General features: G+C 68.6%; 11 protein-coding genes and 1 pseudogene. 4 read left to right on the top strand and 8 right to left on the bottom strand.

Going from position 1 to position 14,010, the window contains the following annotated elements:
- Position 1: 1 nt before the first annotated feature.
- From MTDSW087_RS23745 to MTDSW087_RS23710, 8 genes are all read right to left on the bottom strand, one after another.
- Complete coding sequence (locus tag MTDSW087_RS23745) at positions 2–1,015, bottom strand: alpha-ketoacid dehydrogenase subunit beta (RefSeq protein ID WP_144767339.1); 1,014 nt, start codon at positions 1,013–1,015, stop codon at positions 2–4.
- A 3-nt stretch (positions 1,016–1,018) separates the two neighbouring features.
- Entirely contained in the window at positions 1,019–2,251 is a 1,233-nt protein-coding gene (locus tag MTDSW087_RS23740; protein ID WP_144767338.1) for a thiamine pyrophosphate-dependent enzyme, read from the bottom strand.
- A gap of 714 nt (positions 2,252–2,965) precedes the next feature.
- The gene (locus tag MTDSW087_RS23735; protein ID WP_144767337.1) at positions 2,966–4,255 is read right to left on the bottom strand and encodes a cystathionine gamma-synthase family protein; all 1,290 of its coding nucleotides are present in this window, start codon (positions 4,253–4,255) and stop codon (positions 2,966–2,968) included.
- Between the two features lie 213 nt (positions 4,256–4,468).
- The gene (locus MTDSW087_RS23730; protein ID WP_144767336.1) at positions 4,469–6,472 is read right to left on the bottom strand and encodes an elongation factor G; all 2,004 of its coding nucleotides are present in this window, start codon (positions 6,470–6,472) and stop codon (positions 4,469–4,471) included.
- A gap of 149 nt (positions 6,473–6,621) precedes the next feature.
- Complete coding sequence (locus MTDSW087_RS23725) at positions 6,622–7,581, bottom strand: 2-hydroxyacid dehydrogenase (RefSeq protein WP_144767335.1); 960 nt, start codon at positions 7,579–7,581, stop codon at positions 6,622–6,624.
- Positions 7,582–7,647: 66 nt separating this feature from the next.
- Complete coding sequence (locus MTDSW087_RS23720; protein ID WP_144767334.1) at positions 7,648–8,454, bottom strand: hydroxypyruvate isomerase family protein; 807 nt, start codon at positions 8,452–8,454, stop codon at positions 7,648–7,650.
- A gap of 1 nt (position 8,455) precedes the next feature.
- Complete coding sequence (locus MTDSW087_RS23715) at positions 8,456–9,121, bottom strand: aspartate/glutamate racemase family protein (protein ID WP_144767333.1); 666 nt, start codon at positions 9,119–9,121, stop codon at positions 8,456–8,458.
- A gap of 101 nt (positions 9,122–9,222) precedes the next feature.
- Entirely contained in the window at positions 9,223–10,263 is a 1,041-nt protein-coding gene (locus tag MTDSW087_RS23710; protein ID WP_144767332.1) for a LacI family DNA-binding transcriptional regulator, read from the bottom strand.
- Between the two features lie 174 nt (positions 10,264–10,437).
- Here MTDSW087_RS23710 and MTDSW087_RS23705 point away from each other — a divergent pair, with 174 nt between their 5' ends.
- From MTDSW087_RS23705 to MTDSW087_RS30995, 4 genes and pseudogenes are all read left to right on the top strand, one after another.
- Positions 10,438–11,775, top strand: coding sequence for an alpha-hydroxy acid oxidase (locus MTDSW087_RS23705; RefSeq protein WP_144767331.1), 1,338 nt, complete (start codon positions 10,438–10,440; stop codon positions 11,773–11,775).
- A gap of 160 nt (positions 11,776–11,935) precedes the next feature.
- Positions 11,936–12,601 carry a molybdate ABC transporter substrate-binding protein gene (locus MTDSW087_RS23700; protein ID WP_144767366.1) on the top strand — a complete coding sequence of 222 codons (666 nt, stop codon included), beginning with the start codon at positions 11,936–11,938 and terminating at the stop codon, positions 12,599–12,601.
- 58 nt (positions 12,602–12,659) lie between these two features.
- Positions 12,660–13,679, top strand: a complete 1,020-nt coding sequence (locus MTDSW087_RS23695) for an ABC transporter substrate-binding protein (RefSeq protein ID WP_144767330.1) — start codon at positions 12,660–12,662, stop codon at positions 13,677–13,679.
- A gap of 217 nt (positions 13,680–13,896) precedes the next feature.
- Positions 13,897–14,010, top strand: a pseudogene (locus tag MTDSW087_RS30995) (ABC transporter ATP-binding protein); the annotation flags it as partial.

Raw genomic sequence — 14,010 nt, 5'->3', positions numbered from 1 at the left:
GTCAGGCCTCCACCGTCTCGGCGAGGGCGCGCCCCACCCGGGCCGGCCCGGGGAAGTAGTCCCATTCCTGCGCGTGGGGATAGGGCGTATCCCATCCGGCAACGCGTGCGATCGGCGCCTCGAGGTGGAAGAAGCAGGTCTCCTGGACGAGGGCCGCGAGTTCCGCGCCGAACCCGGAGGTCAGCGTGGCCTCGTGGACGATCACGCAGCGACCGGTCTTGGCGACGGAGGCCGCCAGCGTGTCGAGATCGAGCGGGATCAGGGTGCGCAGATCGATGATCTCCGCGTCGATGCCCGTCTCCGCGGCGGCCGCCTGCGCCACATGCACCATCGTCCCGTAGGCCAGCACCGTAACGGCTGTGCCGGCGCGGACGACCGAGGCCTTGCCGAGCGGGAGAGCGAAGTGGCCCGCCGGTACGTCGCTGGCCTCGTGCTGCGACCAGGGCGTGATGGGACGATCGTGATGCCCATCGAAGGGGCCGTTGTAGAGACGCTTCGGCTCGAGGAAGATCACGGGGTCCGGATCCTCGATCGCGGCGATGAGGAGCCCCTTGGCATCGTAGGGGTTCGAGGGCACGACCGTCTTCAGCCCGGAGACGTGGGTGAAGAGCGCCTCCGGGCTCTGGCTGTGGGTCTGTCCGCCGAAGATGCCGCCACCCGTCGGCATCCGGACGACGAGGGGGCAGGTGAACTCGCCGTTCGAGCGATACCGCAGCCGCGCGGCTTCCGACACGATCTGATCGTAGGCCGGATACACGTAATCGGCGAATTGGATCTCGACGCAGGGCCGGAGACCGTAGGCGGCCATGCCGACAGCCGTTCCCACGATCCCGGATTCGCTCACGGGCGCGTCGAAGCAGCGCGTCGTTCCGTATTTCTGCTGAAGGCCATAGGTGCAGCGGAACACGCCGCCAAAGTAACCGACATCCTCCCCGAAGACCACGACGGTCTCGTCGCGCGCCATCATCACGTCCATCGCGTCCCGGATTGCCTCGACCATCGACATGCGCGGCATGACTTATACTCCAGCCCGCTGGCGTTGCCGGAGCAGGTGTGGCGGCATCTCGGCATAGACGCCCTCGAACATCTCCCGTGCCGAAGGCTTCTCCCCGGAATGGAGCGTCCCGAAGCTCTCCGCCTCCTTCTGAGCTGCGATCACCGTCTCGAGGATCTCGGCTTCCGCCTGCTTGTGCCGCTCCTCGGACCACGCGCCCTGCAGAATCAGGTGGTTCTTCAATCGAATGATCGGATCGCCGAGCGGCCAGGCGTCGGATTCGGTTTTCGGGCGATAGGCCGAGGGGTCGTCCGAGGTCGAGTGGGCCCCGACCCGGTACGTCACGTATTCGACGAGCGTCGGCCCGAGATTGCGCCGTGCCCGCTCGATCGCCCATTGGGCCACCGCGTGAACGGCGAGGTAGTCGTTGCCGTCGACCCGCAGCGCGGGGATGCCGAACCCCAGGCCTCGCGCCGCGAAGGTTCCTGCCCCACCTCGGGCGATGCCCTGGAAGGTCGAGATCGCCCACTGGTTGTTGACGATGTTGAGCACCACGGGCGCCTTGTAGGTCGAGGCGAAGACGAGGGCGGCGTGAAAGTCGGATTCCGCCGTCGAGCCATCCCCGATCCATGCCGCTGCGATCTTCGTGTCATTCCGGATCGCGGAAGCCATCGCCCAGCCGACGGCCTGGACATATTGCGTGGCCAGGTTGCCGGACACGGTAAAGAACCCATGCGGCTTCGACGAATACAGGACAGGCAGCTGACGGCCCTTCAGAGGGTCCCGAATATTCGAGTAGATCTGACATATCATCGCCGCGAGCGGGTAGCCGCTCGCGATCAGGAGGCCGGCTTGCCGATAAGTCGGGAAGTTCATGTCCCCGGGAGAGAGCGCCTTCTGAAAGGCGCAGCTTATCGCCTCCTCGCCAAGGTGCTGCATGTAGAAGGAGGTTTTGCCCTGCCTCTGGCTGAGGAGCATCCTTGCGTCGAAGGTGCGCAAGGTCAGCATATGCCGCAGGCCGTCGCGAAGGTCGTCATCGGTGAGCAAGCCGGACCACGGCCCAACGGCCTCGCCATTCCTGTTCAGAACGCGAATGATGGAGAAGGCCAGATCCCGGATCGCTTCCGAGCCGATGTCGACTTCGGGACGCGGCACTGCTCCGGCTTTGGGGATCTTGACGCTGGAGAAATCTGGCACGCCGCCCGGCCGGACAGCAGGCTCTGGAACGTGGAGCGCCAAAGGCATGATGTCAGCCATTGCGTGTTCGCTCTCGCAAAGGATTACATGGGGGCAGGCCGAGCCTTGCACGCGGCAAAATTAGACCGCATGCCCGAAATCCAGATCTCGCTTTGACAGCGCTCCTCTTGCGCCGCCGCGACCCTGGCGGGCATAGCTGCGGTCCCATAAGGCCCAGTATTGGATAGAGGCCGTGTGAGCCTTGGTGCCGGATGTCCACCAAGGGCAGATGGATCGACAACCGGCGGAGAGAGCGAAAACCTTGCAGAACTCGCCAGCACGACACAATTTCATGCGTGCTCTCGAGTGATTGCAGCAGAAATCATGAAGGATAAGATTTAAAAAATCAATTATAACGCAAAATAATAAAAGAAAAAATGACGAACGATTGGCGTATTCGGTGCTTCCCGTCTCGTGTGACAGTCTTGGCAGGCAGGCATCCGGAACGCCGCAATAGCAGACAGCATCTTGCGCACCGGCACGCATAGCAGTCCCTCGGAGCATGAGAGGGTAGGAACGCGGAGACGACGATCCAGCTAGGATCGAACCTACTCTCGTCGTAGAGCACCGTCCATCCTGGAATGCCTGCGATCACCCGCTGATATTTCCGAGACGTCACCGCGTTCGGTGAGAGACGATGAGAAAAGCTTGCCGCGGCGTGAGCGTCCTTTGCAGGACCGTTACCCCCATGCCGGGATCTGGCCCAAGCGAGCGCCGAAGGCACATCCGCGGTGTTCAGCCAAGATTCGCGAGAGCCTCCGCCAGATCGGCCACGAGGTCGTCCGGATGCTCGATCCCGATCGACACGCGAATCGTCGAGTCCGTGATGCCGAGGCGGTCGCGGACCGCCTTGGGCACGCCCGAATGTGTGGTCGAGGCCGGGTGGCTGGCGAGCGACTCGGTGCCGCCGAGGCTGACGGCGAGCTTGAACAATTGCAGGGCATTCAGAACCCGGAACGCCTCGGCCTCGCCGCCCACCACGTCGAAGGAGAAGGTCGACCCCGGTGCCGCGCATTGCTCGGCATAAACGCGCGCCTGATCGGAGCCCGGCGCCAGATGGGCGAGATGGTGGAGGCGCGAGACCTTCGGATGCTCCGCCAGCATCGCTGCGACGATCTCACCGTTGCGGTTCGCGGCACGCATCCGGAGCGACAGGGTCTCGAGCGAGCGCCCGAGCATCCAGCAGGAATGCGGATCGAGCCCCGTCCCGATCGCCGAGCGCAGCATCCGCACCGGCCGTATCCGCGCCGCTGCGCCGAGGGCGGCGCCCGCGATGAGATCCGAATGACCGCCCACATACTTTGTCAGGGAGTAGACCGAGATGTCGGCGCCGTGGCGCAGCGGGTGCTGAAACAGGGGACCGAGCAGGGTGTTGTCGCAGACGACCACGGGGGCCTCGCCACCCTGACGGGCGCCGATCTCGTCGGCAACGACACGGATCAACCCGAGATCGACCAGGGTGTTCAGCGGGTTGGACGGCGTCTCGACCATGATGATGCTGACGCGTCCCATTTCGGCTGCGCGCGCGGCCGCGCCGCGGACGCTTGCCGGATTGGCACCATCGGCAAAGCCGACCGAAGCGATGCCGAAGCCCGCCAGGGTCTTGGCAATCAGCGTCTCGGTGCCCCCGTAAAGCGGCTGCGAGTGCAGGATCACGTCACCGGGCCTGGCAAAGGCCAGGATCGTCGTGGCGATCGCCGACATGCCGGAGGAGAAGACCAACCCGGCCTCGGCCTCCTCGAACACGGCGAGCCTGTCCTCGACGATCTCGCTGTTGGGATGGTTGAAGCGCGAATAGACCAACCCCGCCGCCTCGCCTGCCGGCGGCTCGCGCCGCCCGGAGACGTAGTCGAAGAACGCCTTGCCGTGCTCGGCCGAGGTGAACACGAAGGTCGAGGTGAGAAAGACTGGCGGCTTTACGGCGCCTTCCGACAAGGCCGGATCGTAGCCGTAGCCCAGCATCAGGGTCTCGGGGTGAAGCGGGCGGTTGCTCAACGACTTCTTGTGGTAGCGATCGTCAGACATCCTGGCCTCTGGGGTGTCGCGCCGGTCCGGGATCGCGTGTCCCGGCTACGGATCGAGCCGGGTTTCGCACCGGAGGGGCAGGTCCTCGCATTCCGCGAATCCAGCCCCTCGTACGTAAACGGTCGCGGGCCGGGAACCATGCTCGACCGTCAATCATGCTGGAGCCGTCGCTTCGATCTGCCTCCGGATTCTCGGTCCAGATCGGGCAGAGCCTCACGATCGATGCAACACAGCATCCGCGGGCGGGCCGGTCAGCTCGGCCATATGGCTGAAATGCGCTGAGAAGCCGCCGATTCCGGCCGTCAGCGAGCGCAGCTCCACGATGAGGTCCGACGTTTCCGCCTCCGGGATCAGGGCATCCACCACGTCCCAGCCCGGCCAGTCGGGTCGAGCATCGTAGCCCAGGATCTGCCCTCGGCGTCCCGTGACGAGGCCCGTCACCTTCGCGGTCGAAGCTGACGGGTTCAGGATGGTCACGACCAGCACGGGTTCGAGCAGCACCGGCTCCGCTGCCGGCAGGGCTTCGTCGAGCGCAAGTCGCGCCGCACCTTGAAAGGCGGCATCGGAGGAATCGACCGTGTGTGCGGACCCGTCCGTCAAGGTGACGGCGATATCCTCGACCGGGAAGCCCAGGGGACCCCGGCGGATATAGGCGCGGGCCCCTGCCTCGACGGAGGGGATGAACTTGCGCGGCACCGCACCGCCAACGACCGCATCTTCAAACACGAAGCCCTGTCCACGTTGAAGGGGCCGGACTGAAAGCCGTACATCCGCGAACTGACCGTGGCCGCCGGTCTGCTTCTTGAGCCGCCCGTGCCCGGTCGCCGTCTCCCGGATCGTCTCTCGGTAGGCCACCTTCGGACGCGCATGGTCCACGCTCACGCCGAAGCGCTCAGAGAGCCGCTCCACCGCGACCCTCAAGTGCATCTCGCCCTGACCCAGGAGGCGGATCTCGTCGGGATCCGAACGGTGCTGCACGCTCAACGACGGATCTTCCTCGACGAGCTTGGCGAGGGCGGCGGTCAGACGCACGTCGTCCTTACGATCACGGACCCATATCGTCCTGGCAAAGACCGGCGGCAGCGAAGACGAAGCGCCTGCGGTGAACGTCGCATCCGTCGCGAAGCGGGATCCCGTGCCAATACCCTCCAGCTTTGCGAAGCTCGCGATCGTGCCCTCGCTCGCGATGGCTACGCGCTCTGCTTGGGGGTTCAGGGCTGGAACGATTCCCCCGATCCGAGTCGTCACGCCCCCTGCGCCGGCGACTGTATCGCCCTCGTGGAAGTTGCCGTTGAGGACGCGGGCGACCGAGACCTTGCCGCCGAAGCCTGAATGCCGTGTGAGGAGAACCTGAGCGACGGCAGGTCCCTCATCGGGCAGTCCGAGGCGTCGCCGCGTATCGGCCAGCCGAGGCGCTTCGTGGCGCAGAGCTTTGAGCAATCGGGTGAGGCCGTTGCCCTGCAGGGCCGAGCCGATCAGCACCGAGACCGCCTGACCCGATCGAAGCTCGCGCGCGAGGTCGGCCATGATGCGGTCGCGCGAGGGCTCGGCGTCGGTGACGAGCTGCTCCATGAGGACGTCGTCATGGTCGGCGAGGCGCTCCAGAAGTGTGAAGCGGTCCTCCTTTTCGCGCGGCAGCTCGCCATCGGGCAGCGCGATGATCGTGCTCGGAGCATGGTTGCGGTAGACGAAGGCGCGCTCGAGAGCGAGATCGATGAAACCCGTCGCGTTCCCGCCGTCCCAGATCGGGATCTGCCGCATGAGCAGCGGCGGACGAGAGACGGTCTGAAGTGCTGCCAGGGTATCGCGCAGGCCCTGCGTTGCAGTGTCGATCTTGTTGACGAACAGCAGACGCGGAACGCCTTGCTCTTCAAGCTCCCGCAGCACCAGCTGCAGGGCGGGCAGCCGGCGCTCGTCGGCCTCGCACACGACGACGGCCGCGTCGCAGGTCGTGAGGGCGGCGCTGCTTGCGTGTGCAAACTCCCGGGATCCCGGACAGTCAATAAAGGTGAAGGTGTCATCAAGGTAGTGCAAGGTGGCGAGGTTCAGCTCCATGCTCATCGCATGGGTGCGGGATGCAGCCGCCTGCGCCGATCGGCTTCCGTTGTTGGCGTGGTTCTCGCCCGACCGGCACCGCCGCTGCAGCGCCTCGAGCAGGAGGGTTTTGCCGCTCTGAGACGGGCCCACGAGAGCGATGCAGCGCGGTTGTCCCACCATGCGACGCACCCTCCGTTCTCGCTGCCCGGGGGCTCGATACTGACCCTCGTTCAGATCCGGGACCATCGGAGCTCGGGCAAGGTAGATTGGTCGGTGACAGTATGCAGGGTCAAGTCCCGGAGATCTGCGCGATCTGCTCAAACAGGCACTCAATAACCGCGCGCGACGTCGACGGCTGCCGGCACGCGTCTTGTCTCCCGGTACGCGCGTAGGTTGCTCGCGACGACGGCCGCGGCGCTGCCGTGGTTCGTCGGTCCGGTCACATGCGGAAGGACGGTGATTTTGGGATGCCGCCACAGGGGCGATGCGGTCGGGAGCGGCTCGGTCTCGAACACGTCGAGCACCGCGTGTTCGAGGTGGCCGGTATCGAGGGCCGCGATCAGGGCGTCGGTGACGACGATCGCGCCGCGGGCGACGTTGATCAGGGCGGCGCCCGGCTTCATCGCGGCCAGGCGGCCCGCATCGAGAAGCCCGTGCGTCTCGGCCGTCAGCGGAAGCAGGCAGACGACGATGTCGCTACGCCCGAGGAGATCCGGAAGGCCGTCGGGGCCGAAGGCGGTCGCGACACCGGCCAGGGATCCGTCCTCCGCCGGAGCCGAACGGGTCCAGGCCGCGACCCGGAAACCCGCCTGCACGAGGCGCTGCGCGGCCGCCTTGCCGAGGGCGCCGAGCCCGAGCAGGCCGACCGTCGTGTCGGCGGGCGCGCGGTATGGCCGCTGGCGCCACAGGCCCGTCTCCTGCTGGCGCCGGTAGGCCGGCATGTCGCGCTGGAGATAATAGGTCCAGGCGAGGACCGCTTCCGCCATGGTGCGGGCGAGTTCGGGATCGACCAGCCGCACGATCGGCGGCGCCCCCGGGCCAAGATCCCGCACGAGGCGCTCGACGCCGGCCCACAGGCTCTGGATCCAGGCGAGGCGCGGGAGCTGCGCCACCTCGGAGGGGTCGGGATTGGCGACGATCGCGATCTCGACCGCGGCGCGTTCCGCCTGGGTCAGCATGCGGAACGGGCGTACCACCTCCTCGGGCATCGCCGCGGAGAGGGCCGCGCGATAGCGCTCCTCCTCCGCTGCATCGAGGCTGCCGAGAAATGCGATGGGGGTGCGCTGCATGCCCTGACCTGATCGACGTTCGGCGCGTTGCGCTGACCCGGGGTGCTGCCGCGCGACGAGGCCCCGTCACCCTGCCCGCATCCAGGCGAGACCCGCTTCGGTGGTGGTCGCCGGATGGTACTCGCAGCCGACATGGCCGGCATAGCCGACCTCTTCCAGGGCGCGGAAGATCGGCCCGAACGCGATGGTGCCGGTGCCCGGCTCGTGCCGGCCGGGATCGTCGGCGATCTGCACGTGGGCGATCAGCGGGGCATGCGCGCGGATCAGCGCCGCCGGGTCCTGGCCGAGGCAGACGCAGTGATAGGCGTCGAACAGGAGCTTGACGTTGTCCCGCCCGATCAGGCGGATCGCCTCGACGGCCATCAGCGGGTCGTCGATCACGTAGTTCGCGATCGAGCCCGGTCCGATCGGCTCGACGATCACCGTCATGCCGCGCCGCGCCGCCGCATCCGCCGCGAAGGCGAGGTTCTCGAGATAGGTGTCCCAGAGGCGCTCGCGGGCGATGCCGGCGGGCCGGACACCGGCCATCGGGTGCACCATGCGGCAGCCGAGCTCCTCGACGAAGTCGAGGGTCGGCTCGATCGTCGCCCGGTACTGCGCCACCCGGTCCGGCAGGGCGGCGAAACCCTTCTCGCCCTTCGCGGCGTTCCCCGCCGGGAAGCCGGTCTGCACCAGCGGGACCCCGGCCTGCTCCAGCCAGCCCGCGACTTCACGGGCGGGGGCGGCGAACAGGTTCGGGTGCTCCACCGCCGTGAAGCCCGCCCGGGCGGCCGCCGCGAAGCGCTCGGAGAGCGGCAATTCGGTGAACAGGAAGCCGCAATGGCCGCTGAGACGGCCAGCGAAGGCGCCGAGGCCGAGGGGCAGGATGCTCATCTCAGGCGCCTCCCTCGACCATCGCGCGCATCCGATCGACCGCCGCGTGGGGTGCGGTGAGAACCGGAACGTCGACGGCCGCCCGCACGGCCTCGGCCGCCCGCGAGGTCGAGAAATGGGCGAGCATGATCGCATCGCACTCGGCGAGTTCGGGCGCGCGCGCCGCGACCAAGCGGTTGTGCGTCTCGGCGTCACCCGCGCGCAGCCGCGCCATCGCGTCGTCGACGAGGATTGTCCGTAATCGGGCGGGGCGCCCGGCCTCATGGACGAAGTCCTCGAACTCGTCGGTCATCGTGCCGACGGAGGGCCCGAAGGTCGCGAGCATGCCGACGCGCTCGCCCTGCGCGATCGCCTCCCGGAACATCGCCTCGTTCGGCTTGAGGACGGGCACCGGCACGGTCTCGATCAGCCGGTCGATCGCCGGGCCGAAGGCCGAGCAGGTGATCAGGATGCCCGCCGCGCCCATGTCGTGGCCGTAGCGGCCGAGCCGGACGAAGCGCGCGATCATCGCCTCCGAGATCGGGCCGGGCTCGCGAGCCCGGTCGAGCGACAGGCCGTCGTCGAGGAGGTTGACGGTCTCGGCCTCGGGCCAGCGTTCCGTGAAGGCGGCCTGGATCGGGGCCATCGCGACCGGCGTCGCGTGGAGGAGCACGATGCGGGGCGCCATGCCTCGTCCTTTCTCACATCTCCGAACCTGGCCGGGACAGCCGAATTGTAAGCGCTTTCAGATTGCCGCATCGCGGCTTCCTGCACAATAGATCCGGTCACCTAGGGGGCGATGCGCCGCGGCGGCGCGGTGCTGGCGCGGACGATCAGCTCGGCGGCGATCTCGGTGACGCGCAGGGCCGGGCGGCCGGTGATGCGGGCGACAAGCTGGTCTCCGGCCGCCCGGCCGATCTCGGCGGAGTGGATCCGCACGGTGGTCAAGGCCGGGGTGAGAAAGGGGGCGATGTCGGAATCGTTGTAGCCGATCACCGAGAGGTCGCCCGGCACGTCGAGGCCGCGGGCGCGGGCCTCGACCATCGCCCCGAAGGCGATCTGGTCGGTGCCGCAGATGATCGCCGTCGGCGGCGGCCCGCCCGCCATGATCTGCCGGAAGCCGTCGCGGCCGCCACCGATACCGTAGGAGATCTCGATGTCGTGCTCGGGGGCGAGGCGCAGCCCGCGCGCGGCGAGCGCCCCCGCGACGCCGCGGACGCGGGCGCCGCCGCGGTCGTTGTCCTTGCGCAGACCCGAGATCACCCCGATCCGGCGATGGCCGAGATCCATCAGGTAATCCGCCGCGCGCGCCGCCGAGGCGGCGTTGTCGAAGCCGACGCAAGGGCGCTCCTGCGAGAGCGTGAAGGCCTGCACCATCGGGATGCCGTGGCGGGCGATGCGGGCGTGGAGGGCGGGATGGTGGATGTCGCCCACCAGCATCAGCCCGTCGATGCCGCGCTCGAGCAGGAAGGTCGCCTCGCGCAGCTCGTCCTCCAGGTCGTAGCCGGCATTGGCCGCCACCAGCGTGTAGCCCGCCTGCCGCAGCCGCTCCTGGAAGCTCGACAGGAGGCGGACGAACGCCTCGTTCTCGATGTTGGGCACCACCGCGCCGACCGCCATGAAGCGGCGCGTCGAGAGTGCGCGGGCCGCGCCGTTGGCCACGAAGCCGAGATCCTGCGCCGCGCGCATCACCGCCGCGCGTTTGTCGGCCCGCACCCCGGCCGAGCCGTTGAGCACCCGCGAGACAGTCGCGGTCGAGACGCCGGCTCGGCGGGCCACGTCCTGGGCCACCGGGCTCCGCGGTGCATCGACGGCCGGTTCCTCCTGCACGGTTGTCACCTCGTCTCGACCGGATCAGCCGGGTCAGGAATTAGAAATATTATGCATATTCGTGCGGCCTGCCATATTGACCGCGCCGCCGCCGGATGGCTATCTGAAACCGCTTTCAACACGCTGGCAATGGGCTTCGAGCCCTTCGCAGGCGCGGGCTCCGGGGAGGGGCGGATGGCAACGCTCGACCATCCCGCGGCCGGCGTCGCGGGGCACGAATCGGATCCGGTGCCAAGGCCGGACGTCGAGCGCGAGGCCGCGACCTCCGGGCAAGCCGACGCGGCCGCCCCCGGAATCGCGGCGCCGAACACCCTCGTCACCAGCCTGAAGCGCAGCGCCGCGGTCACGCCGTACCGCTTCCGCGATCTCCTGGCGCTCGACGATTTCGAGCGCCACGCCCGGCGCTTCCTGCCGCCGATGATCTTCCAGTACGTGGCGGGCGGGGCCGAGACCGGCTCCGCGCTCCGCCGCAGCCGCGACGCCTACGCGGACTACGCCTTCCTGCCGCGGATGATGCGCGATACCGCCGGCCGCGACACCGCGGTCGAGCTGTTCGGCCGCCGCTACGCGGCGCCCTTCGGGATCGGGCCTCTCGGCGGGGCCGCGTTCATCGCCTATCGCGGGGACCTCGTGCTCGCCGAGGCGGCCCGGCGGATGGCGGTGCCGATGATCCTCAGCGCCTCCTCGCTGATCCGGCTGGAGGACGTGCACGCCCAGAACCCGGACGCGTGGTACCAGGCCTATCTGCCGGGCGACCAGCGCCGGATCGACCGGCTCGTCGACCGGGTGGCGGCCGCCGGCTACCGCACCTTCGTGGTCACGGCCGACACGCCGACCCTCGGCAACCGCGAGCACAACATCCGCACCGGCTTCTCGATGCCGATGCGCATCACCCCGAAGGTGATGTGGCAGAGCGCCACGCATCCGCGCTGGCTTCTCGGCGTGGTCGCGCGGACCTTCCTGAAGCACGGGGCGCCGCATTTCGAGAACACCGAAGCCGAGCGCGGGCCGCCGATGCTGTCGCAGGGATCGGTGCGCAACAGCATCGACCGCGACAGGCTCTCCTGGACGAACCTAGAGGCGATCCGGCGGCGCTGGCCCGGCAACCTGCTGGTGAAGGGCCTGCTCGCCCCCGAGGATGTCGAGATCGCGCGGGGCTGCGGCGCCGACGGGGTGATCCTGTCGACCCATGGCGGGCGCCAGCTCGACCACGTGGTGGCGCCGCTCGACGTCCTGCCCGAGATCGCCGCGCGCAAGGGCGACCTGAAGCTCATCGTCGACAGCGGCATCCGCCGGGGCACCGACGTGATCAAGGCGCTGGCGCTCGGGGCCGACTTCGTCCTGCTCGGGCGCCCCTTCATGTTCGCGGCCGCGCTCGGCGGGGCGGCGGGCGTCGCGCACGCCATGCGGATCCTCAAGGAGGAGATCCACCGCGACATGGCCTTCCTCGGGGTGAACCGCCTGTCCGAGCTCGGCCCCGAATTTCTGCGGCACCTGCCGCCGCGGGGCTGAGACGCCGAAGCCGATCCGCCGACATCGAGAAGACCGCGATGGACCAAAGGTTCGAGAGGAGCCGCCCATGACCCCGGCGCAGGACGTGAAGACCCCGGCGCAGGACGTGAAGACCCCGGCGCAGGACGCGAAGACCCCGGCGCAGGCCCCGCTGCACGTGATGTGCGCCCTGGTGGTGCGCGGCGCCTTCGACGCGCATGTCGTGCCGGCCTGCGAGGCGGCGGGCGGGCGGCTGGCGATCGACTGGGCGCCCACCACGGTGATCATGGAGCGGATCGCCGCCGGGGCGAGCGCCGACGCGGTGCTGGTTCTCTCCGACGCCATGGACCGCCTCGTCGCCGAGGGGCGCGTGGAGGCGCAGGACCGGGTCGCCGTGGCGCGCTCGCGCTACGGGATCGCGGTGCGGGCCGGGGCGCCGCCCCCCGAGATCGGCAGCGTCGAGGCGCTGAAGGCCACGCTCACGGGCGCGCGCTCGGTGGCCTACTCGCGCACCGGCGCCAGCGGCATCTGGTTTGCCGGCCTGCTGTCGCGGCTCGCCATCGCCGAGGCGGTGAACGCGCGCGCCACGATCATCCCGCAGGGCTTCACCGCGGAGAAGCTCGTCTCCGGCGAGGCCGACCTCGCCGTCCAGCAGATCAGCGAGCTGATGGTGGTGTCCGGCATCGAGGTGGTCGGGCCGTTCCCGGACCCGGTCCAGGAGGAGACGGAATTCTGGGCGGCGCCGATGCGGGGCCGGGGTGCGGCGGCCGCGCGCTTCCTCGCCTCGCTGACCACGCCGGAGGCCGCGCAGGCCTACCGGGCCAGCGGGCTGACCCCAGCCTTCTGAGCCGTTTTCGTCGAGATGATCCGGCGCGCGCGAACTGCCGGGCGAGGGAGGACGAAGGATGGATGCATCGCGGAACGTGCGGGGCTGGCTCGCCGCGCTGGGAATGGCGCTCGCGGCGCTTGCCGCCGCGGCACCGGCGGCCCGGGCGGATGACGCCCGGGTACGGATCAGCCGGCAGCCGGGCTTCGTCTACCTGCCGGCGGTGCTCGCCGAGCGGCTCAAGCTGATCGAGAAACAGGCCAAGGCGGCCGGGCTCGGCGACGTGACCGTCGAGTGGGTGAACCTGACGAGCGGCGCCGCCGGCAACGACGCGCTCCTGTCGGGCAATGTCGACATCGTCGACAGCGGCTCGACCAACATGATCCTGATCAACGACCGCACGCGCGGCGACGTGAAGGGCCTGAGCGGGGTCGGCGCCACGCCGATGCTGCTCCTGACCCGCAATCCCGACGTGAAGACGCTCAAGGACTTCTCCGGCAAGGACAAGATCGCCATGCCGAGCGTGAAGGTGTCCTCGCAAGCGGTTCTCCTGCAGATCGCGGCCAAGAAGGCATTCGGTCCCGGCGAGGCCACGCGCCTCGATCCCCTGACGGTCCAGCTCGGCCATCCGGACGCGGTGGCGGCGCTGGCGAGCCCGCAGAACGAGGTCAACAGCCACTTCTCGCTGCCGCCCTTCCAGCAGCGCGAGCTGCAGGACCCGGCGATCCGGACCGTGCTCAACTCCTACGAGATGGCCGGCGAGCCGGTGAGCAACGCGATCCTCTACGCCCGCACCGCCTGGTTCAACCGCAACCCGAAGCTCGCCGCCGCGATCGTCGCCGCCATCGACGAAGCGAACGCTCTGATCGCCCAAGATCCGCTCCAGGCCGCCAAGGACTACGTCGCGGCGACCAACGAGAAGACACCGCCGGAGCAGCTCGTGGCGATCATGAAGGAGCCCGGCACGGTATTCTCCACGACGCCCTACGGAATCATGCTCCAAGCGCGGCACTTCCACGAGCTGAAGGTCATCAAGACCGAGCCGAAGGATTGGAAGGACTACTTCTTCCCGATCGTGCACGGGCTGCCCGGGCGCTAGAGCCGTTCCCGATCGCGTTGCAATCGGGAACGGGTCCAAGTCCTTGTTGTGGCGCGCGCTCTTGCGCCGAACCGGGATCCACTTCGGCGGAGAGCGCTCCAATCCAGGGGCCTCGAGATCCCTGGCAAGCAACAGGACGATCCGGCCGCCGGAGGCCGGACGACAGGGGCCTTGGTCGACAAGCACCGTCGAACGTTCAGCGTGGAGGAGGCGATCAATGGATGACCACGGGCCACTCCTTGAGGTCGACGGCGTCACGCTTCAGTACAAGACGCCGCACCACCTGATCACCGCGACCTACCGGGTCGACTTCGCGGTCCTGCCGGGCGAC

It is taken from the genome of Methylobacterium dankookense, assembly GCF_902141855.1.
Taxonomy (GTDB): Bacteria; Pseudomonadota; Alphaproteobacteria; order Rhizobiales; family Beijerinckiaceae; genus Methylobacterium; species Methylobacterium dankookense.
This window is presented reverse-complemented; position numbering and strand designations above follow the sequence as displayed.